Source organism: Hwanghaeella sp. (genome assembly GCF_965227365.1).
In the GTDB taxonomy this organism is placed as follows: domain Bacteria; phylum Pseudomonadota; class Alphaproteobacteria; order UBA8366; family Aestuariispiraceae; genus Hwanghaeella.
On the sequence record NZ_OZ245754.1, the window covers coordinates 4,302,492 to 4,322,715 of the forward strand.

The 20,224-nt window shown below is 61.7% G+C and carries 15 protein-coding genes and 1 tRNA gene; 5 read left to right on the plus strand and 11 right to left on the minus strand.

Features of this window, described 5'->3' with window-relative positions:
- Positions 1-15 precede the first annotated feature (15 nt).
- Together ACQK2G_RS19670 and ACQK2G_RS19675 are read right to left on the minus strand one after the other, a co-directional pair.
- The gene (locus ACQK2G_RS19670) at positions 16-1,374 is read right to left on the minus strand and encodes an EAL domain-containing protein (protein WP_425406736.1); all 1,359 of its coding nucleotides are present in this window, start codon (positions 1,372-1,374) and stop codon (positions 16-18) included.
- A gap of 97 nt (positions 1,375-1,471) precedes the next feature.
- Entirely contained in the window at positions 1,472-2,557 is a 1,086-nt protein-coding gene (locus ACQK2G_RS19675; protein ID WP_425406737.1) for a quinone-dependent dihydroorotate dehydrogenase, read from the minus strand.
- A gap of 191 nt (positions 2,558-2,748) precedes the next feature.
- Between ACQK2G_RS19675 and lepA the strand changes: the two genes are divergently transcribed.
- Positions 2,749-4,557, plus strand: a complete 1,809-nt coding sequence (gene lepA / locus ACQK2G_RS19680; RefSeq protein ID WP_425406738.1) for a translation elongation factor 4 — start codon at positions 2,749-2,751, stop codon at positions 4,555-4,557.
- Between the two features lie 52 nt (positions 4,558-4,609).
- Here the strand turns inward: lepA and ACQK2G_RS19685 are convergent, their stop codons facing one another.
- Entirely contained in the window at positions 4,610-4,948 is a 339-nt protein-coding gene (locus ACQK2G_RS19685; protein ID WP_425406739.1) for a hypothetical protein, read from the minus strand.
- A 361-nt stretch (positions 4,949-5,309) separates the two neighbouring features.
- Here ACQK2G_RS19685 and ACQK2G_RS19690 point away from each other — a divergent pair.
- The 4 genes from ACQK2G_RS19690 (at position 5,310) to ACQK2G_RS19705 (ending at position 10,003) form a co-directional block, all read left to right on the plus strand.
- A tRNA-Ser gene (locus ACQK2G_RS19690) sits at positions 5,310-5,399 on the plus strand.
- Between the two features lie 246 nt (positions 5,400-5,645).
- Positions 5,646-6,866, plus strand: coding sequence for an ATP-binding response regulator (locus ACQK2G_RS19695; protein ID WP_425406740.1), 1,221 nt, complete (start codon positions 5,646-5,648; stop codon positions 6,864-6,866).
- 57 nt (positions 6,867-6,923) lie between these two features.
- A complete protein-coding gene (locus tag ACQK2G_RS19700; RefSeq protein ID WP_425406741.1) occupies positions 6,924-8,042 on the plus strand; it encodes an ABC transporter substrate-binding protein in 1,119 nt (372 codons plus the stop codon).
- Complete coding sequence (locus ACQK2G_RS19705) at positions 8,039-10,003, plus strand: sensor histidine kinase (RefSeq protein WP_425406742.1); 1,965 nt, start codon at positions 8,039-8,041, stop codon at positions 10,001-10,003. The genes ACQK2G_RS19700 and ACQK2G_RS19705 overlap by 4 nt, the downstream gene beginning before the upstream one ends.
- A gap of 8 nt (positions 10,004-10,011) precedes the next feature.
- Here ACQK2G_RS19705 and ACQK2G_RS19710 read toward each other — a convergent pair whose 3' ends face one another.
- The 8 genes from ACQK2G_RS19710 to ACQK2G_RS19745 all read right to left on the minus strand — a co-directional run bounded on the left by ACQK2G_RS19710 (position 10,012) and on the right by ACQK2G_RS19745 (position 20,052).
- On the minus strand, positions 10,012-11,235 hold the full coding sequence (locus ACQK2G_RS19710) for a hypothetical protein (protein WP_425406743.1): 1,224 nt from the start codon (positions 11,233-11,235) through the stop codon (positions 10,012-10,014).
- Positions 11,229-11,852 carry a hypothetical protein gene (locus ACQK2G_RS19715; RefSeq protein ID WP_425406744.1) on the minus strand — a complete coding sequence of 208 codons (624 nt, stop codon included), beginning with the start codon at positions 11,850-11,852 and terminating at the stop codon, positions 11,229-11,231. Before ACQK2G_RS19715 ends, ACQK2G_RS19710 begins: the two co-directional genes overlap by 7 nt.
- A complete protein-coding gene (locus ACQK2G_RS19720; RefSeq protein WP_425406745.1) occupies positions 11,852-12,805 on the minus strand; it encodes a hypothetical protein in 954 nt (317 codons plus the stop codon). The genes ACQK2G_RS19715 and ACQK2G_RS19720 overlap by 1 nt, the downstream gene beginning before the upstream one ends.
- Positions 12,802-13,758, minus strand: coding sequence for a VWA domain-containing protein (locus tag ACQK2G_RS19725; RefSeq protein ID WP_425406746.1), 957 nt, complete (start codon positions 13,756-13,758; stop codon positions 12,802-12,804). The genes ACQK2G_RS19720 and ACQK2G_RS19725 overlap by 4 nt, the downstream gene beginning before the upstream one ends.
- A 1-nt stretch (position 13,759) precedes the next feature.
- On the minus strand, positions 13,760-14,149 hold the full coding sequence (locus ACQK2G_RS19730) for a hypothetical protein (RefSeq protein ID WP_425406747.1): 390 nt from the start codon (positions 14,147-14,149) through the stop codon (positions 13,760-13,762).
- Positions 14,133-15,029: a DUF58 domain-containing protein gene (locus tag ACQK2G_RS19735; RefSeq protein WP_425406748.1), complete on the minus strand. Its 897-nt coding sequence runs from the start codon at positions 15,027-15,029 to the stop codon at positions 14,133-14,135. Before ACQK2G_RS19735 ends, ACQK2G_RS19730 begins: the two co-directional genes overlap by 17 nt.
- Positions 15,030-15,041: 12 nt before the next feature.
- Positions 15,042-16,052, minus strand: coding sequence for an AAA family ATPase (locus tag ACQK2G_RS19740; RefSeq protein WP_425406749.1), 1,011 nt, complete (start codon positions 16,050-16,052; stop codon positions 15,042-15,044).
- A gap of 241 nt (positions 16,053-16,293) precedes the next feature.
- Positions 16,294-20,052, minus strand: a complete 3,759-nt coding sequence (locus ACQK2G_RS19745; protein WP_425406750.1) for a hydantoinase B/oxoprolinase family protein — start codon at positions 20,050-20,052, stop codon at positions 16,294-16,296.
- Positions 20,053-20,224: the final 172 nt, after the last annotated feature.

Genomic DNA, 20,224 nt, shown 5'->3' on the forward strand with positions numbered 1-20,224 from the left:
CCGGCCTTCCGACGGTCATCCCGCCTGCCCGGCCGATCCTTTCAGCCCGGGATCCTTGCTGGGCCGTGGCTCACCGAACAGATATCCCTGCCCGTAGTCGATATTGAAGTCCAACAAATCAAGCAACATGCGCTCGCTCTCGATCCGTTCGACGATCAGGTCGATGCCATGTTGATCCAATTGCTGTTTCAGGGACCGCACGGCGGCACCGTTGCCGGATTCGATCAATTCCAGAAGCATCTTTGCCGCAACCTTTACCGATCGGAACCCCTTCTCGGCCAGGTCGGGCATGTCGAGGTCAAGGTCGCTGACCCCATCCATGGAGAAGCGATATCCCGCGTCCCTCAGCTTCGTGAAATACTCGTCCAACCCCTCCGGCGCGTTCACCAGGTCGGATTGCGCCACTTCCAACACGACATTCGACGCCAATTCCTTGTGTCGCTGCATGTATGTCACGATGTCGCGGACGAAGTCGTCATCGCTGAGCGTATTGGCGGACAGGTTGCAGAAAAATACCGCCGTCGCGTCCCGGCGATGCAGCTTGCCGAGCAGTTGCAGACACCGGAACAAGAGGATGTTGTCGATCGATGTCAGCAGACCGGCGCTCTTGGCAGGACCGATATAGGTCCCCGGCCGCAACACCGCCCCATCGGCATCGCGGACGCGGCTGTAACACTCGAAGAACCGGCGCTTGCGTTGCGGCAGGCTGACGATCGGCTGCAGATAGAGATCGACACGGTCCTGTTCCAGGCTTTCGCGCAACAGGGCAAGCGGATCCGCCGGGGCGCCGCCGTCCGCCGCACGTCCATCGACGCCGCCGACCACCCGCAAAGGGGCCCGGCCGGACGACGGCACGGGCGCATCTCCGTCTTCCGGTGTCAGCCCCTTCGGCGGGCCGACGGTCTGCAAGGTATCCAACAGACGCTGCAGGACCAGGATCTCCGCGGCGTCGGCATCGCCGTCCCGGGAGAGGGATGGTTCGGCCCGCGCCGGGGCCGTGTCTCGGCCGGCATTGGCCGGCATGTCGTGTGCCGCTGCGATTTGAGCCTGCCGACCGGCCGGCGTTCCCACATCCTGCTTCCTGTCGCCGGGATTTCCTTCGCTGATTTGTACGTCGATCTCCACCGGGCGCGGCGGCGGCGCTACTTCGTCCTGCAAGCGGTCATAGGCGCGTTTCAGCGCCGTCATGCTGCGGACCAGCCGGTGTTCCGTCATATGTCGGGTAACGACCTCATGCGCCAAGGCACATAGGAGGAAAAGCACCAGGGCGATGAGTACCGGCGGCTCGCCGAACAACGCATGCGCCACGTAACCCGCGCCCGCGGTCAAAAGACCGTAGGTGACAACGATTACACCATGGGCGAAAGGGGTCATCGGCAGCCGGAACCTTCGTCAAAATCCGCTTCAGGGTACGGCGGCAAGGCCAGGGCAGCAAGAGAGAGCGGCACGGATCTGCGCATCGCGCCCAAGGTCAGCGATGGTCGGCACCCACCGCGGAGCCGATCCGCGTGAAACCATCCGACACCATGGCCGCCAGCAGGTCCCGCTTGATCGTCGCCACCAGTGCGGGCCCGTCATAGGCAAGCGCCGTATAAAGCTGAACGAGGCTGGCCCCGGCACGGATTTTCGCATAGGCATCCGCCCCACTGGAGACGCCGCCGACCCCAACCAAAGGCACGCGGCCTTCGGTTCGGCGGTAGAAATCACGAAGCACTTCCGTCGATCGCGCGAAGAGCGGCCGGCCCGACAGACCTCCCGCCTCACCGGCAACCGCTTTATCCTTCAAGTCATCCGGACGGGTGATCGTGGTATTCGATACGATCAGACCGTCGACGAGGCCGTGCTCCTGTCCCGTCAGCGCGAACGCCGACAGATCAGCGATATCTTCATCCGTCAGGTCGGGCGCGACCTTCACCAGGACCGGCGGCAGCACACCAGACAAGCCCGGTTTTTTCGCGGCCTTCACCGCCTCGATGATCCGCAGCAATTCATCCGTGCTCTGCAGCGCGCGAAGCCCCGGTGTGTTGGGTGAAGAGACATTCACGACCAGATAATCGGCAAATTCCGACAGTTTTGCAGTTCCGGTCCCATAGTCGGCGGCGGCGTCCTCGCTGGTCTTGTTCTTGCCCAGATTGACGCCGACGATCGCACCCGGTTTCGACCGGTCACCGCGCCGCTCCAGGTTCATGCGCGCCGTCTCGGCGCCATCGTTATTGAAACCCATGCGGTTGATCACCGCCCGATCGGCCGGCAGGCGGAAAAGCCTCGGCCTCGGATTACCAGGCTGAGCCAAGGGCGTAATGGAGCCGACCTCGACGAAACCAAGCCCGATCCGGCCCATGGGGCCGTAAACCTCGGCGTTTTTGTCGAATCCGGCGGCCAGACCGATCGGGTTGGGAAACTCCATGCCGAGTACACGAATCGCAAGACGCGGGTCGTCCTGATCGGCGGCGGTCGGTCCAAAGCCGCTTTTCAGCGCACGGATCGTCAACCGGTGCGCGGTTTCCGGATCAAGGCGCGCCAGAAAGGGTCGAATAATTGTGTCGAAGAGCATCATGATGGGGTCTTGCTGTATCAGTCCGAAATGCTCCGCGCACGCCTTTCTTGCGACGTTGAGGAGGAGATTGCGGATTCCAAGGGCTGGCACTATTGTGCGCCGCCTCTAAATACAGTGTTTTCAGGGAATGTTTGCCGGCCGACCGGTGCCGGGACAAGCTGCCCATAGAAGAATTGGAATACCGACCCGCGATGACAGATATCGCCCGAATTCGTAACTTCGCGATTATCGCCCATATCGACCATGGGAAATCCACCCTGGCCGACAGGCTGATTCAGCAATGCGGCGGCCTGACCGACCGCGAGATGAAGCAGCAGGTTCTCGATTCCATGGATATCGAGCGCGAGCGCGGCATTACCATCAAGGCGCAGGCGGTCCGGCTGAAATACACGGCCAAGGACGGCCATGAATACACGATCAACCTGATCGACACCCCCGGGCATGTGGACTTTTCCTATGAAGTGTCCCGCAGCCTGGCGGCTTGTGAGGGCTCCCTGCTGGTCGTCGACGCCAGCCAGGGCGTGGAGGCCCAGACCCTGGCCAATGTCTATCTGGCCATTGAGAACAATCACGAGATCATTCCCGTCCTGAACAAGATCGACCTCCCTGCCGCCGAACCGGAACGGGTCAAGGCCCAGATCGAGGACGTGATCGGCATCGACGCCAGCGACGCGCTGGAAATTTCCGCGAAGACCGGTATGGGGATCGACGCGGTGCTGGAAGCGATCGTCACACGGCTGCCGGCACCGAAGACGTCGGACGAGCCGAACCCGAAACTTCGCGCCTTGCTTGTCGACAGTTGGTACGACGCCTATTTGGGCGTGGTCGCGCTGCTCCGCGTCCGCGAAGGCGTGATCCGCAAAGGGATGAAACTGCGCATGCTGTCGACCGGCGCCGCCCATGAGGTGGACCGCGTCGGCGTGCTGACGCCGAAAGGTCTTGTGGTAGACGAATTGGGCCCGGGCGAGGTGGGCTTCATCACCGCCAGCATCAAGACCGTTTCGGATTGCAAGGTCGGTGACACCCTGACGGAAGACCGTCGCCCGACGGACCAGCCCCTGCCGGGCTTCAAACCCTCGGTCCCGGTCGTCTTCTGCGGCCTGTTCCCGGTGGACAGTTCGGAATTCGAGACACTACGCGAAGCCTTGGGCAAACTGGCGTTGAACGATTCCAGCTTCCATTACGAAATGGAAAGCTCCGCCGCCCTGGGATTCGGCTTCCGTTGCGGCTTCCTGGGCCTGCTGCATCTGGAGATCATTCAGGAACGGTTGAATCGCGAATTCGACCTGGATCTGATCTCCACGGCACCGTCGGTCGTCTACCGAATTCATCAGAGCAACGGGAAGATGATCGAGCTGCATAATCCGGCGGATTATCCGGACCCGACGATCATCGAGAGCATTGAGGAACCCTGGATCAAGGCGACCATCATGGTGCCGGACGACTTCCTGGGCCCTGTGCTGACACTATGCACGGAACGGCGCGGCGAGCAGATCGAACTGACCTATGTCGGCTCGCGGGCAATGGCGGTCTATCGCCTGCCGCTGAACGAAGTCGTTTTCGATTTCTACGACCGGCTGAAATCCGTCAGCCGCGGTTACGCCTCCTTCGATTACGAGTTGGACAGCTACAAGGAAGGCGATCTGGTGAAAGTGTCGATCCTGATAAACGGCGACCCGGTCGACGCCCTGGCCATGATCGTGCACCGGTCCCAGGCCGAGTTTCGGGGCCGGGCGATCTGCGGGCGGCTGAAGGACCTGATTCCGCGCCAGCTGTTCAAGGTGGCCCTGCAGGCCGCGATCGGCGGCAAGGTCATCGCGCGCGAAACCCTGGGCGCCTTGCGCAAGGACGTGACGGCGAAATGTTACGGCGGTGACGTTTCGCGGAAGCGGAAACTGCTTGAAAAGCAGAAGGAAGGTAAAAAACGCATGCGGCAGTTCGGCAAGGTCGACATCCCGCAATCGGCCTTCCTGGAGGCGTTGAAAATGGGCGACAACTGACGCCCCTTCTATTCCGGATTGCTCTCTGCCCGATTGAAGCCGGCGAAACGCGTCACTCGTTACGGAAGCTGTGACGCCGTCTCGGCCGCCTGGCAATAAGGGATACCAGCCCGCCCAGCACCATCAGCCCGATGAACAGCCAGAGAATGCTCTCCCAAGCTGGCCGCTGAAGCAGATAGGGAACGATGGCGTCGTCCCAGAGGGCAGGCAGATGCAGGTGCCGCTGCACGATCACCTGGGCGAGGTTCAGACTGCTTACATCCAAGGCGTACCATAATGCGCCCGCCGCCTTCGTTATGTCCTCACCGGCCAGCCACAGCCAGATACCCAGGCCCAGGAAAACGAAGGCCAGCAGGAAGAACAGCCATTGCACAATCCTCAATACAACCATGTGGAATCCCGTACCCGCTTACTAACGCCCCCGCATGAAAATTGGCGCCCCGCAAAATAACGGGGCCGACACCCGCCGGGTATCCGCCCCAACCCAGTCCCCCCCGGACGGGTTTTTGCCTCCCTGAGGAAGCTCTGTTTCCAAAAGAGTATCATGGGGTTGGCAAAGATCAAAATCCCGTCCATCGAAACGATGCGCTAAGAGACATAAGCGCCGACCACACGGCGCGAAACGGCGTTCCGCACCCCAATTGCCGGGGAATGACGAAATCGATGCGAGGAAGGCTTGATCACCCCGTCACGGTCGGTTAGGTTCCGCCGCCGTCGCGACAGGGGAAACCCTTGGAACGCGTCCACACCGGGGAGAGATGGCCGAGTGGTTTAAGGCGCACGCCTGGAAAGCGTGTTGGGGTGGAAGCCCCTCAGGGGTTCGAATCCCCTTCTCTCCGCCACTTTTCCGCACATTCAAGAACTGAACTTTGGGGTTCGCGCCGTTGAAATCGGCGGGCGGGCGCTGCTGATGCATTGCCGCGGGCCGATACATGCCTTGTGGCCCGGATGCCCCCGCTTGAGGGCATCATGATCCTCCCCTTAATTTAGCTTTTCCTGTTAACCTTATGGTAAGCCGCATTGGTCTAGGAATAGGCTCAAGAATGGTACACCCTGCCAATTCTTATTCTGAAGGACCCGTTTTAGTCATGGAATCGCTCAGCGTTACAGGCGAGGCAACTGAATCCCCACCCTGGGAGGTTCTGATCGTGGATGACGACAAGTCAGTCCATCAATCGACCCGTTTCGCCCTGGACGACTTCGTTTTTGAGAACCGTAGAATTGAGTTGATCAGCGCCTACTCGGTCAAGGAAGCGCAGGATATTCTGCGGCAGCGCGGCGATACGGCGGTCATTCTGCTGGATGTCGTCATGGAAACCGAGAATGCCGGCCTGGACTATGTTCGTTGGGTTCGCGACGAACTGGCCAACAGCCGGGTTCGCATCGTCCTGCGGACCGGACAACCGGGCTATGCGCCGGAGCTGGAAGTCGTTCGAAACTTCGACATCAACGACTACCGCGAAAAGAGCCAGATGACGGTCGGCAAGCTGACCGCGACCCTGTATACGGCGCTGAGGTCCTTTCGGGACATCGTCCGGTTGGAGGACCAGTCCGAGAGATTGCAGGACGCACTGGTCCTGGCGGAAAAGGCGAGCAAGGCAAAAACAAACTTCCTTGCCCATGTCAGCCACGAATTCAGAACCCCGTTGAACGGCATCATCGGCCTGTCCGAGATGATCGCCCTGGAGGCCCTCGGCCCGGTCGGCACGAAAAAGTACAAGGAATATGCCTGGGATATCGTCACCTCAGGCAGGCACCTGCAGGAGATGGTGGAACGGGTTCTTCGCTTTTCCGAAAGCGGCGGCAGCCGGCCCATGGTTCACGAAGCTTTCGATCTGCGTGCGCTTATTTCCGAACTGTCCGGTTTGGCAACCGGCGATCAGCTCGTGAAATCCAGCACCAGGAAAGATGCGAAGAAAACAGGAAGCCGTGCCGGCCTGATGCTTCACGCCGATCGGGAAGCGGTCCAAAACATGTTGTCGAACCTGATCTCGAACGCGGTGCAGCACAATCCATCGGGTTGCAAGGTCCGGGTAACCGCGCGCCCGACCGGGGAGGGAGGATTGGTCCTGACCGTTATCGATGACGGGGTCGGGATCAGCCCGGAGCTTCTCGAACAACTCAACGACCCACTCGCGGTTCCGGACGATCCGTATATCGCGGGGCGCGGCGGTTTGGGCCTCGGCCTAGTCATGACGAAAACCCTCATAGAGGCGCATGGCGGCAGCCTGGAAATCGACTCTTCCGAGGAAAGCGGTACCCGGGCGCAACTGATTTTCCCGCCGGGGAGCCTCACCAAGACAAATTGACGCCTAGGGCAGGAGCCCAGGCGTCATTCAATAATAAATTCATAGCGGTGGACAAGAATGACGAAACTGACCCTTGGCAAATACGCCTTCCGTTCTTTTGCTGTCGCGACACTGTCTCTCCTGGCTGCCTGTGGCGACCCGGAGCCGATCAAGGTGGGTATCGTCGTCGGGTTGAGCGGACGCTCCGCAGACCTGGGCGAAGCCTCGCGCAATGCGGTTCAACTCGCCGCCGACGAGATCAACCAGGCCGGCGGGATTGACGGCCGCCCGATCTCACTTATCCCACTCGATGACGAAGGCCGTCCTGAAACCGCGGCTGAAGCGGCCCGCAAGGCCCATGAGGAAGGCGTCGTCGCCATCATCGGGACGAACCTGAGCTCGACCACCGCAGGTCTGCTTCCGGAGATAAACCAACTCAAACTCGTCACCATTTCGCCGACGGCGTCGTCCTTGGAATTCGTCGATCTGGATGATTACCTGTTCCGGATAAACTGGTCGACACGCGACAATGCACGGATCTATGCCAAACATTACTATGACTTGGGTATACGTCGCGTCTCGGCGGCGGTCGACGCCAACAACCGGGTCTTTTCCGAAAGCTGGCTCAACGAGTTCAGATCCGCTTTCGAAGCCTTGGGCGAGGTGAGCGTCCAGCCGGTTCTGTTCGACGCCAATTCCGATCAAGGTTACTCCAGCACGGCGCGCAAGCTGACGGAAAACAGTCCTGACGCCTTCCTGCTGATCGCCAACAGCGTCGATACCGCGCAATTGACACAGCAAATCCGAAAACTGGATACGGATACGTTGATCGTGGCGGCGGAATGGGCGGCTTCTGAGCGTTTGCTGCAACTGGGCGGCAAAGCGATCGAAGGGATCGAGATGGTCCAATCCTACGACCGGAACAACCAGTCGGAGCGGTATCTGAAATTCAAAAACGCCTACGAAGAACGATTCCAGCGTCCGCCGGGCTTCGCGAGCGTTGCATCCTACGACGCCGCGACCATGTTGTTTGCGGCCCTGGCCAAGGATGAGGACCCGGAAGAACTGAAGAACAATCTAGTTCGACTACCGGTTCTGGACGGTCTGCAACAGCCGTTGAAATTCAACAAATACGGTGATGCCGAAAGGCGGGCATTCTTCGTGACCGTCAAGGATGGAAGTTTCGTCCAGCAATGAGGCTGCTACCCGAATTGAGGCTTAGAACGTCCGTCGTTCTACTTCAATTTAGCACGATCATCATCACCTTGGCGGTCGTCGGGTCCGCCCTGCTTGCGTATGTCATCACCGAATTCTCCCGCGAGAACCTGCAATACGCGGGACGCGCCAGCGAAACCATGGCGACGCGCGTGGAAACCTTCCTCGCGGACCTGACCCGGGAGGTCATCCTGATCGGTGAGTATTACGAGTCGAACCCGGGTAATAACATACGCCCCTTTTTGCAAACGGCGCTGCAGTCGCGATACAGCGCGATCTTTATCGTCGGGTCGGATTCCAGGCTGAAACTCGCCACGCTCGCGGGCGCCAATGTCGAACGCGAAAATGAGTTGGAGGGCGTCGATCTTTCGGCCTACCCCCTTCTGAAAGCTGCGCGTGCGGCATCCGGACCGACCTGGAGCGACAAACATATTTCGGCCATCACCGGTGCCGTGACCGTGGGACTGGCCATCCCGCTCGACGGCGAGGAAGCGATGATCGTGGAAGTGCCGTTGGACACCATCGTCGCGGTCGGAAACGTCTTTCGCGACAAAGGGCATCTCGACTACTGGATCATCGACAGCAAGGGCGAAGTCGTCGCCGATACCTCCGGCACGACGTCCCAGTTGATGAACCTGGCGAACCTGGAAATCGTCCAAGCGGGTTTTGCCGGCGTCGAACAGCCTGAACAGATGACACTACGCGGAAAGCTGTACAACGTATCCGCAAGTTATTCCGACAAGCTTGGTTGGCTTTTTGTCGGACGCGTTCCGGCAGGACTGGCCAATCCCGATCTCAGGGAAATCATCTACACGGTCCTGGCTTTCGCCCTGGGTACCGCAGTCTTCGGATTGCTGTTGGCGCCCTTCTGGGTTCGTCGTATTTCAAAGCCCGTCGGGCGCGTGACCGAATTGGCCAGACAAATCGCGGCGGGAAAAAGACCCACGCATTGGCCGCATGGCGGGATCGAGGAACTGAACACGCTGTCCGACCATTTGAAGGCGATGTCCGACGCCATATCGAAACGGGAAGAGGAATTGCGCGACCTCAATGAAGGGCTGGAGGCACGCGTCGCCGACCGCACGGAGGAACTCACAAAGGCCAACGAGGACCTTAGGAAGGCCGTCGTTGAAATCGAGCAGGCGCGCGACGAACTGCTGCAATCCGAGAAGGTGGCGGCGCTGGGCCGCATGGTCGCGGGCATTTCGCACGAATTGAACACCCCGCTCGGTAATGGTCGCATGGCCGTCAGTACCCTTGCAGCCAGGCTGGAGACTTTTCAGGAAAGGCTTGCCAACGGAGCCCGGCAACAGGACCTGGACAAGTTCCTGGAAACCGTCGCGATGAGTGTGGAAATTGCGGAAAACAATCTGATCAGGGCGAGCGATCTGGTCCGCAGCTTCAAGGAAATTTCGGCCGACCGGACGGCATCGCGCCGTCGCAAGGTTGTCCTGAAGGAACTGCTCGACGAAGTCGCCCTGACATTGACCCCGTTGCTGAAGAAGAGCCCCGCGACCCTGGAAATCGACGCGCCGACCACGATTTGGGTCGACAGCTATCCGGGCGAGTTGGGGCAGATCGTTTCCAACCTTGTCGAAAATGCCACCATCCATGCGTTCAAGGAAAGGGATAGTGGTAAAATCACCATCAAGGTGGAACAGCCCGCGGACGATACGGTCACGATCCTGGTGAAGGACGACGGCAACGGCATGACGCCGGAGGTAGTCCGAAAGGCCTTCGATCCGTTCTTCACGACCGCTCTCGGCCAGGGCGGAACAGGCTTGGGCCTGTACATCGTTCACAAAACGGTCGGAACCGTTCTCGGCGGGACGATCGCGCTGAAGAGTAAATCCGGTCAGGGCACCGCCTTCACGATCCGAATTCCGGTCGTGGCGCCTGCGTCTGACACCAACAGTTTCGGCGAAATTTTGAAGGTGGGTTGACGACGAAGTCAGCCGAGCGGCGTCCAGAAACACCGGACATACTGAAAATAGTCGAAGCCGTCCTTGTTCCCCTTGCTACTGAAGATCACAAAGTCGAGCGTTCCCAGGGCGCCGGTCTGCTCCTCATTCGGCGGTTTCGGTGCGCTGGCAAGGAACAGGCCCGTCGCCCGACGCAGGGCCGCGGGGTCCTTCCGGATGGCGGCGAGCATCATCGCCCCCTTCGCCAGATTGTGCCGTGCGACCCGACGAATAGTGGCCCAGCGCAAGGCGGGTCCCGCGGTAAGACTTCCGAACAATAGCATTCCCGCCGCGGCCAATCCGGCCAGCGCGATTGCGGCCAAGGCCGGGCCCTGATCCGCGGCGGTCAACGCCAAGGCGTTCTTGTTTTCGGCGAAACTGGCATAGCCGAAGGGAGCCGCCGGAAGCTCGATCATCTCCATTTCCCGGGTTGTTGTATTCAACCACGGGATTTTGTATTCGCGGATCACGCCGGGCTCGCCGGTTATGGGTCGCATCTCCCAAGACCATGTAACTTTTGTGATCGGCCCTTTTTCCGTCAGGATCAGTTCCCGCTGCTCCGGCGGGGAAAAGGTGATCAGCCAATAGGCCCGCATCAGCGGTTGCGGCGGCACCAGTTCAGGCACGACGCCCAACGCGGATAGAGTCACCGTGCGGGTCACGGTATCGCCGTCCCCCAAGGTGGACGGGTCGTCGCTCCACTCGTCGCTGTACTCCAATAGCCTGGCGGAAAAGGGCCAGGCATCCGCCCCGCCGGGATAGGGCGAGACCGAGAGGGTGATCGGTTCCGCCTTGATGTCCATCTTGATGCGCCCGCCGGCGCGGGGTTGGACGGTCAGGCGATGAACGAAGGGCCCGACGGTGAGGTCCCCTGCCTCTTTCGGGAACAGGGCGATCCGGCGGCGCATGACGCTCTTTTCCTTGCCGTCCACCTGTTCCCGGCTCCAATCGTCGTTTTCGATCTGAACCCAATCGAACCCTTCGACACGCGGCAGTTCCATTTTTTCAAGTGTGATCACCACGTCGTAGACGCCGCGGATCGTCAACAGGACCATCTCGCCGACCACGGGCTTCCGGTCCGGTTCCTCCAACTCGATGAAGAGTTCCGCCGTGCCGTCCTGCGCCCAAGCCGGTAGCGACCATCCGACGGTGAGAAGAACCATCAGGGCGATCGAAAGGAGGTACTCCGAGAATTGGTTCGGACGCGTCACCATCCATGCCCCCATTCGCGCACGACCTGCCCGAGGCCCTTGCGCCGGTCGTATTCGGCCTCCAACCGTTTTTTCAGATACTCGCCCGGCTCATCGGAAAGCGTTTCCAGCCATTCGTCGCTGGCGATCGTGCTCCGTGCCCGGGTCTTGCGGCGGACCTTGTATTGGTTGGCAAGGCCGGGCAGCACGTCGTCTTCCGGATGCTTCTTCCTTCTGGCGGCCAGGGCGGCAATTCGGCCGGTCCCCCGTCCATCGCCAATTATCGGCGTCAGCATGGCACCGACGATGTCGCGGTTTTCCTCCGCCTCCTTATCTTCCGGACGGGCAAAGAGAACGGCGTTGAAATAGGCGACGGAGAGCTTGTAGTTGCCGGTAGCCGCCAGCGAGAGGCCTCGGTTATACGTCACGGACCGGCCGGCTTCCTCGAACGCCGCGTCCGCTTCCTCGTAACGGCCGGCGCGATACAGCGCCACCCCTCGGGCACCCGGTTCTTCCAAGAGCTCCGCCGCCAGAGAATGCTGCCCAAGCAACAGAGCGATCTTGCCAAGCGACTGCGGACCCGCCACCCAGAGTGAGGCAACGCACAGCACGATCAGGGCCGGCAGGAAAAACCGCCGCATCACCGCCCCCTCCTGAACAGAAAAAGAACAGGGATCATTGCAAAGAGCACGAGATATCGTCCCAGATCGTCAAACAACAGCGGTGCCAGTTCCGATTTCGCCAGATGTTCGGTCCGTGATCCCCGCAGTGCACCGGACAGATCGGGCAGACCTTTCATGTCGATCGCCAATCCACCGCCAGCGTCGGCCAATTGCTCCAAGGCCTGTTCATCGGGTGGCGGCATTTCCGGATTGGCATCGGCGACCTCTGGCGCGGGCGGTATGAAGATGGTCGAAACCCGTCCGCCTTCCTTGGCGATGTCGATGGTTTCCTGCAATGCGGCCGTGTTCAATCCACCACCGTCGGAAATCAACACAACGTCGCCGGATAGGATACCTGCTTCCTTGAAAAGGCCACGGGCCATGCCGAGCGCGCGTTCCGGCCGACTGCCGACGCTGGGCATGGTTTCCACATCAAGAACGGCGATGGGACCTTCCAGCGTTGCGGTGTCGATGGTCATTGCACTGACCAGGAAGGGATCCCCGGTATAGAGGATCAAACCCACGGGCCGCGCACCAACGCGCTCCAGCAGGTAAGCGGCCGCGGCTTGCGCGTCGTCCAGATTGCCCCCTTTGGCAACTGACGGCGACATATCCATCAGCAGCATGATGCCGTCCAGATTCTGAAAAGAGGGTGCGTCGTCATTCTGTCGGGCAGGCCCGCTCAAGGCGAGGCAAAGAAGGGCCGCGGCAGACAGCGGCGCCAGATGCCCCCAACGGGATTGCGGATAGGCCACGTGGCCCAGCGCCGTCAGTACCGGCATCAGGGCGGTATCGATCACCGCATTCCAGCCGGCGAGCCCGCCGCGTTTGTGCCGCAGCCACAGGAACAGCAGAACCAGAACAGGCAGGCCCGCCAGCCAATAGACCCGCAGCAGCCAGACATCCTGGAACAGGTCGACAGCCCCGCTCATTCCACCGTCCTTCGCATGAAGGCGATGACCACGGCCAACATCAGGGCGGCGGTCGCCGGGATCGTCCAATATTCGTGATGGATTTCGAGCGGCGGCTGCAAGGTCGGGCTAGGCTCCAATGCATCGAGGGCGTCCGCCACCGCGGTAAGGTCGCTCATATTCTTGACGCGGAAGCTTTGACCGCCGCTTTCCTCCGCGATCTCCCGCAATGTTTTCGTATCGACCGCATCGCGCGTTTTGGGGGCGGTCTCAAGGTCTTCTGGTCCGAGCGCGATGGTATGGACCCGTATCCCGTGTCTCTCGGCAAGCCCCGCCACATCGATGGCGGAAACGGTTCCCTTCGTATCCACCCCGTCGGAAAGCAGAATGACCACCCGACTGGGAGCGTCTGATTTCGCCAGACGTTTGACCGCCAGGCCCAAGCCGTCACTGATCGCCGTGGATCGGCCTGAGATACCGATGACCGCTTCCTCGATCGCACGGGCGACCGCAACGGTATCGAAGGTCAGGGGCGAGCCGTAATAGGCGCGGTCGCCAAAAATCACCAATCCGATCCGGTCACCGACGCGACGGCGGACGAAATGCGAACTCACTTTTTGAACGGCCTGCAGGCGGGTCAGGGTCTGCCCGTCCAGGCTGAAATCTTCCTTCTCCATGCTGCCCGAAAGGTCGAGCGCCAAGACGATATCCCGGCCCGAGGATGGAATAGCGTCGCTGGTGCCCAGCATGCGCGGCCCGGCCAGGGCAAGAACCAAAAGAACCCAGAGGATTGACGGGAGAGCCCGTCGCATATGGGCGGCATAGCCGGTATTCCCGGCCTCTGCCATGGCGTTGGCGATGGCAGCCGGCACGAAGACGGCGCCGCTGTCCCGCCGGCGCGGCGAAAACAGAAACCGGGCCAGAAAAGGCAGGGGAAGCAACAATAGGGCGAGCGGTTCGGCCAGGCTCCACATGCTAGCGGCCCCGTTTTCCGGCCAAACGCAGGATTTCCGCATCCAGCGCCTCGTGGTCGATATCCGCGCCAGGTTTGTACAGATCCTGCCGCCAAACGGGGTTGGTATCCTGTTCGTCCGGCACGGCGGCCCGCAATTCCGACCAGAGCCGCGCCTGTCGGACGAGTCTGTCCGACGCGGACAGGGTGCGAAGCGATTCCAGCTCCCGGCCGATTTGTTCACGGACCGTCATACGTCGGGCGAGAAACGGACGCAGAAGAAGATACAGGATTATACCCAGCGCTAGCCCGATCCCGAAGGCCGCGCATCCGTCCTGCCAGGTCAGTTCCGCGAACGCGGTCGGCAGACGCGGTGGATGGAGTTTGTCGACGATTTCAGCGGGCGTCGGCATATAACTCCTCCGCCACTTCTTCCAACACCGTATCCGAGTCGATGACTCGAACTGTCGCCCCGATATCACGCAGGGCTCGGATCCGATTTTCCGTCGATTTCTCGTCTTTGGTAAAAGCGCCCCAACGCAGCACGCCGTCCTCGGAGAAATACGGCAGGTTGCGTTGCGGCGGGTCCCGTTCGAAGGCATCCCGGATCAGGAATATCTCTACGCGGGCCAGACGCAGCAGCGGTCGTATGGCTTGTTCTGCAACGCCCTCGCCGTCATCCAGGCCGGTTGCCAGGACGACGGTCGCGCCGCGCGGGACAAGCCGCGCGACCCGATCGATATGCGCTTCCAACCCAACCCCAGCGACACGGTCCCCCGCCGCCAGGGCATCCAATGCCTGGCGGTGCGCCTGTGCGAGCGACCCCGCAATGCGCACCATCGCCGTATCCCTTTCCCGCGGCGGTTGGAAGACGGAGTCGCGGTCGGAAAAAGCGAGCATCCCGACACGCCCGCCGGCACTCAGCATCCGCCATCCGGCGAGCGCCGCCAGTTCCGCGGCAAGAACCGACCGCAGCCGCCCCCTGGTTCCCCAAAGCATGGTGTGTCGGAAATCGACCACCAACATCGCCGTGCGGTCCTGGTCTTCATGAAACGTGCGCACATGCGGTTTACCGGTCCGGGCCGTCGCCATCGCATCCATGTGTCGGAAGTCGTCACCATCCGCATAGGGACGGATATCGCGGATGTCCAACCCGCTGCCGCGCTTGCGGCCCGCATGACTGCCGGGCCTCCCGGTTTCGGCGAGACGCGGCAATGACGATTGCGCCAAGGCGCGAAGCCCGATCAACCGGTCCGCATCTACCGTGGCGCCGGGGTGGCCATGCCAGTCCATAGCCACGTCCCCTCAGATCGGTTTCACATCTTCAAGCAGGCGGGCTACCAGACTGCGCGCCGTATCGCCGTTCGCCGTCGCCCGCCACGTCGGGATGATCCGATGCGCCAGGACGTCGGGCGCCAATGCCTGGACATCTTCCGGCACCCCGTAGTCGCGGCCATGCAGATAGGCCCGGGCCCGGACAGACGCCGCGAGAGATAATGTCCCGCGCGGCGAGACGGCATGTTCGATCGCATCGCTGACCGCCGGAATTGGGGAACCTTCCCGTGTCGCCATCACCAGGCGGACGATGTAGTCCTTCAAGGCCGGGGAAAGATGAACGGTCTCAACCTCCTTCCTGGCGGCGAGAATATGGTCCGAATTCGTCAACGCTTCGATTTTCAGCGGTTGGGTCGCCTCGCTTTCGACGAGGTTCAGGATCGACATTTCGGTCGTTGCATCCGGCAGCGTCAGCAGCACATGCATCAGGAATCGGTCGAGCTGCGCTTCCGGAAGCGGAAAGGTCCCCTCATGCTCAATCGAATTCTGGGTCGCCACCACCATGAAGCAGGGCGGCAGGGCTTGGGTCGCGCCGCCTGCCGTCACCTGCCCTTCGGCCATGGCCTCCAGCAGGGCGGATTGCACTTTCGGCGGGGCGCGGTTGATTTCGTCGACCAGGACCAGCGCATGAAAGATCGGCCCCTTCACGAACTCGAAATCGCCCTTGTCCGGCCGAAAGACCTGGGTGCCGGTAACGTCGGCCGGCATCAGATCCGGCGTGCATTGAATACGCGCGAAACTGCCTTCCAAACCCGACGCCAAGCGCTTCACCGCCCGCGTCTTGGCAAGTCCCGGCGGTCCTTCGATCAACAGGTGCCCACCGGTCAGCAGACCGATCGCCAGCCTTTCGACCATTCCTTCATAGCCGATCAGACCGGCGCAGACATTCCCGACCAGTTCGTGGATCGGCCCAGCGGCGTTCATCGTCGCCGGCGTCGTCTGCTCCGAGACGGGTGCGCCGTTGGGTGCGGACGTATCCAACGCATTTCCTCCCCTGATCCCGCCGCTGGTCTTTTCTTATCTGGTGTAACGGCGTGGATTTATTCGCCCGGCCGACACCGGGCGGAAGTCTTTCATTCAATCTGCCTTTTCAGGTATCGCCTGATTCTGCCAACAAACGATTCGGGCAAGAGTAGCATAATAGGGGGCGGCTACGACCCGGGCCAACACCGACTTTCGAACGATACGGCCGGCGGCGAAGCGCACCGCCGGCCACGCCGATTCACTCCGCCGCTGCGGCCGGTCTTTCCGATACCAGATCGAAGCGATCATCGGTCGCGCGAGCGCCGGGGTCCCGTTCGACAGGCGGGCCATAACCGCCACCGCCCGGCGTCAGCATCACCAAGGCATCGCCCGCGGGGACGATCTGCTTGCCCTTGCCGCGCAAAGGCGGACCGGACCGCAGGGACAGTATCCCCGCCGCACCGATTTCACCGCCGGCACGGCCCCGCGGCGGGTTCTGGATACGGTCGAACAAGGCGAAGACCGCGAAGGGCGCGCCTTCCGCATGTTCGATCTCCATGGCTTGGCCGAGGCCGCCGCGGAACTTGCCGTCCCCGCCGGACCCGGCCCGGTATTCTTTCCGGCGGAAGATGACAGGTGCGATCGTCTCGGTAATTTCCACCGGCGTACATCGAACCCCGGACGGGAAAGCGGTTGCCGACAGCCCGTCCCGGCCCGGCCGCGCGCCGGTACCGCCGGAATGGAAGATCATCGCGGTAAACGGCGTCGCATCGCCGTAATCGGCGTCGCCGACGATGCCGTGCCCGCCCGACAGCATCGGGTTCCAGAGCGAGGAACTGCCTTCGGCCGGAGCGTATCCCGGCTTCGCCTTGTCGAGGCAACCCAGCACCACGTCCGGCAGCATCTGCCCGGTAACATGGCGGATGTTCACCGCAGCCGGCCTCGGCGCATTCAGAATGCAGCCTTCCGGCGCGGTGACATGGATAGTCCCCAGGGACCCGGCATTGTTCGGCACTTTCGGCCCGACGACGACGCGGACCCCGAAGGTGGCATAGGCCTGGGTATAGGTCAGCGGCACGTTGATCCCAAAGGCCGACATTGCCGACGTACCGTCGAAATCGACAGTCAGCCCGTCGGGGCCGGCCGACAGTTTCGCCTTCAGGGTCAAGGGATGGTCATAGCCGTCGACCGTCATGCTGTTTTCATAAACACCGGCCGGCAGATCACGGATCGCCTCCAGCATGGCGGCGCGGGAGGTATCGATGATGTGATCGGCAATCTCCGCCAGATCGTCGAGCGCGAAGTCCGCCATCATCTCGTCCAGACGACGACAGCCGATCTCGTTGCAGGTGGCGAGCGAATAAAGGTCGCCGACGACCTGAACCGGCTCGCGCACATTCGCACGGACGATCTCCATCACCGGCTCGCAGACCTCGCCCTTGTCGAAAAATTTCATGATCGGGATGCAGAGGCCTTCCTCGAAGACCTGGCCGGCATCCGGTCCGAAACCGCGGCCACCGATATCGACGACATGAACCGTCGACGCGAAAAGCGCGACCGCCTTGCCCTTGCGGAAGGCCGGCGTCACCACCGTGAAATCGAACAGGTGCCCGGTGCCGAGCCAGGGGTCGTTGGTCAGATAGACATCCCCTTCCTGCATGGTCTCGATCGGGTATTTCTCCAGGAAGAAGGAGACGGAGGCGGCCATTGCGTTGACATGCCCGGGCGTGCCGGTCACGGCCTGCGCCAGCATGCGGCCATCCGTATCGAAAATGCCGGCGGAAAGGTCCCCCGCCTCGCGGACCGAGGTCGAGAAGGCAGTGCGAATCAGCGCCTGGGCCTGTTCCTCGACGACCGAAATCATCCGGTCCCACACGACTTGGCGGCGAATATCCTCCGCCAAATCGCTGGCCGCTCCCCCGGCATCCGCATCGCGGGTGAGGACGATATCGCCCAAGGTGTTGATAGCGGCGGAGAAACCGGAGGGCACGATGGTTGTCGTCTGCTCCTCCACCAAGGCCGCCGGCCCGGAAAGTTCGGATCCCGCCGACAGATCTGTCCTACGGTACAATTCGGCCTCCGCCGGCTTGTCGCCGCGGCCGGGCTGCAACAGGCCGCGTACACCGTACGCGTTCACAGCCATGGAAGCTGGACCCGCCTCCGCCGCGGCTATGGACAGCTGCGTTTCCGACGGTGCGGAAAGCGTCAGGGTCCAGGTCAGGATTTCGACCGCCAACCCCGGCACGACACGGCCGTATTGCTCGCTGTACGCCTTTTCGAAACCGGCACGCAGCGCCTCCGCATCGCTGGGCTCGAACGGCCTGTCGGGCAGGGCAACCTTGATTTCGTGCCCCTGGCCCACATAGCGCATGAAGGCGTGTCGTTGCGCCGTCAGCGTCGCCTTCGGCGCCCCCAGGCGTACGACGTCCTCGGCCTCCGCGTACATCCCGTTCATGAGGTCGTTCGCGATGCCGGCGTCGAAATCGGAGAGATGCATGTATCGGCTGCGGACGACCTCATAGGCGACTGGCGCCAGCAGGAAACCGAAGGCGGAGCCGACACCGGCATTTCCGGGAATGACGACCTTGTCGATGCCGAGTTTCTCGGCGACCCGGGCCGCGTGCAGCGGCGCCGCCCCGCCGAAGGCGATCATGGTCCGGTCGGCGATTTCCTTGCCGCGTTCGACCGCATGGACGCGGGCAGCGGAGGCCATGTTCTCGTCGACGATCTCGATCAAACCCAAGGCCGCACCAGATGCGCCCATCGACAGCGCGTCGCCCAAATCCCGCTTCATCGCGGCTTTGGCAGAATCGACATCAAGCTGCATGCTGCCGCCGGCGAAATCCTTCGGGTCGATCCGGCCCAACAGCAGATTGGCGTCGGTCACGGTCGGTTTGTCGCCGCCACGGCCGTAACAGGCGGGCCCCGGGTCGGCGCCCGCGCTTTCCGGACCGACTTGAATACGGCCCAAGGCATCGACGGAGGCGATCGACCCGCCGCCGGCGCCGATTTCGACCATCTCGACGACAGGAATCTTTACCGGTAGACCGCTTCCCTTCATGAAACGATGGGTCCGGTCGACCTCGAAACTGCGAGACAGCAACGGCTCGCCATCGTCGATCAGACAGATCTTCGCCGTCGTTCCGCCCATATCGAAGGACAAGACGCTGTCTTCACCCAGGGCCTTGGCGATCGCGGCGGCCAGGATGGCCCCGCCCGCCGGGCCCGATTCGACAAGGCGGATCGGGAAGTCGGCCGCGGTCCTGGCGGTAACCAGGCTGCCGCCGCTGGTCATCATCAGGAAGGGGCAGGTGAAACCGCGTTCCGCCAACCGCTTTTCCAGATCCGCGAGATATCGCGCCATCAGCGGCTTCACATAGGCATTCGCAACAGTCGTCGATTGCCGGTCGAATTCGCGAACTTCCGGACAGACCTGGGAAGAAAGCGACAGGGGCAGGTCCGGATAGACCTTGGCGATGATTTCCGCGACGCGTTCCTCATGCACCGGATTCGCATAGGCATGCAGCAAGCCGATGGAAAGGCTTTCGATACCCTCCGCCTCGATTCGCGGCAGCCAAGCCTCGACACTGGCTTCGTCGAGCGGCGTCAGCACATTCCCATGCCAGTCGAGCCGTTCGACGACCGGCCAGCGAAGGTCGCGCGTTGCCAAAGGTGCGGGACGTTCCGCATAGAGGTCGTATTGGTCGAACCGGTTTTCATAGGCGATCTCCAGCGAATCGCGATGACCTTCCGTCACGATCAGCGCGGTCTTCGCGCCCTTGCGTTCGATCAGCGCATTGGTGGCCAGGGTGGTGCCGTGGATGATCAGGTCGACTTGTTCCGGCGCGATCCCCGCGCGATCCAAGACGGCATTCGCGCCGGTCATGAAACCGTCGGCCGGATTGGACGGCGTGGTGAGCACCTTTTGCGTCCAATGGCCGGACGGCGCCTCAAGAACGATATCCGTGAAGGTCCCCCCGATATCGACCGCCAAACGAACCCGGCTCTGCGCACCCATAACAATCCCTTTCAATATGGGGGACCTGCGTCCATGGCGCCCGATCCACCCTTTGACCTGTCTGAATCCGAATACGCGTCACGGCCGGTAACGTCTTGCATTCGTCCCGCCGACACGCATCCCGAACTGTTGCATTCAGAGCCTTTCACCGACAAGGTTGAAGCAATGGATT

What these genes read in the sequence shown, in the direction of transcription:
- ACQK2G_RS19735 (WP_425406748.1), bottom strand. Translation starts at nt 15,029, where the DNA reads ATGGACTGGCATGGCCACCCCGGCGCCACGGTAGATGCGGACCGGTTG.
- ACQK2G_RS19675 (WP_425406737.1), bottom strand. Translation starts at nt 2,557, where the DNA reads ATGATGCTCTTCGACACAATTATTCGACCCTTTCTGGCGCGCCTTGAT.
- ACQK2G_RS19715 (WP_425406744.1), bottom strand. Translation starts at nt 11,852, where the DNA reads ATGCGGCGGTTTTTCCTGCCGGCCCTGATCGTGCTGTGCGTTGCCTCA.
- ACQK2G_RS19685 (WP_425406739.1), bottom strand. Translation starts at nt 4,948, where the DNA reads ATGGTTGTATTGAGGATTGTGCAATGGCTGTTCTTCCTGCTGGCCTTC.
- ACQK2G_RS19695 (WP_425406740.1), top strand. Translation starts at nt 5,646, where the DNA reads ATGGAATCGCTCAGCGTTACAGGCGAGGCAACTGAATCCCCACCCTGG.
- ACQK2G_RS19710 (WP_425406743.1), bottom strand. Translation starts at nt 11,235, where the DNA reads ATGGTGACGCGTCCGAACCAATTCTCGGAGTACCTCCTTTCGATCGCC.
- ACQK2G_RS19720 (WP_425406745.1), bottom strand. Translation starts at nt 12,805, where the DNA reads ATGAGCGGGGCTGTCGACCTGTTCCAGGATGTCTGGCTGCTGCGGGTC.
- ACQK2G_RS19670 (WP_425406736.1), bottom strand. Translation starts at nt 1,374, where the DNA reads ATGACCCCTTTCGCCCATGGTGTAATCGTTGTCACCTACGGTCTTTTG.
- lepA (WP_425406738.1), top strand. Translation starts at nt 2,749, where the DNA reads ATGACAGATATCGCCCGAATTCGTAACTTCGCGATTATCGCCCATATC.
- ACQK2G_RS19700 (WP_425406741.1), top strand. Translation starts at nt 6,924, where the DNA reads ATGACGAAACTGACCCTTGGCAAATACGCCTTCCGTTCTTTTGCTGTC.
- ACQK2G_RS19730 (WP_425406747.1), bottom strand. Translation starts at nt 14,149, where the DNA reads ATGCCGACGCCCGCTGAAATCGTCGACAAACTCCATCCACCGCGTCTG.
- ACQK2G_RS19705 (WP_425406742.1), top strand. Translation starts at nt 8,039, where the DNA reads ATGAGGCTGCTACCCGAATTGAGGCTTAGAACGTCCGTCGTTCTACTT.
- ACQK2G_RS19725 (WP_425406746.1), bottom strand. Translation starts at nt 13,758, where the DNA reads ATGTGGAGCCTGGCCGAACCGCTCGCCCTATTGTTGCTTCCCCTGCCT.
- ACQK2G_RS19745 (WP_425406750.1), bottom strand. Translation starts at nt 20,052, where the DNA reads ATGGGTGCGCAGAGCCGGGTTCGTTTGGCGGTCGATATCGGGGGGACC.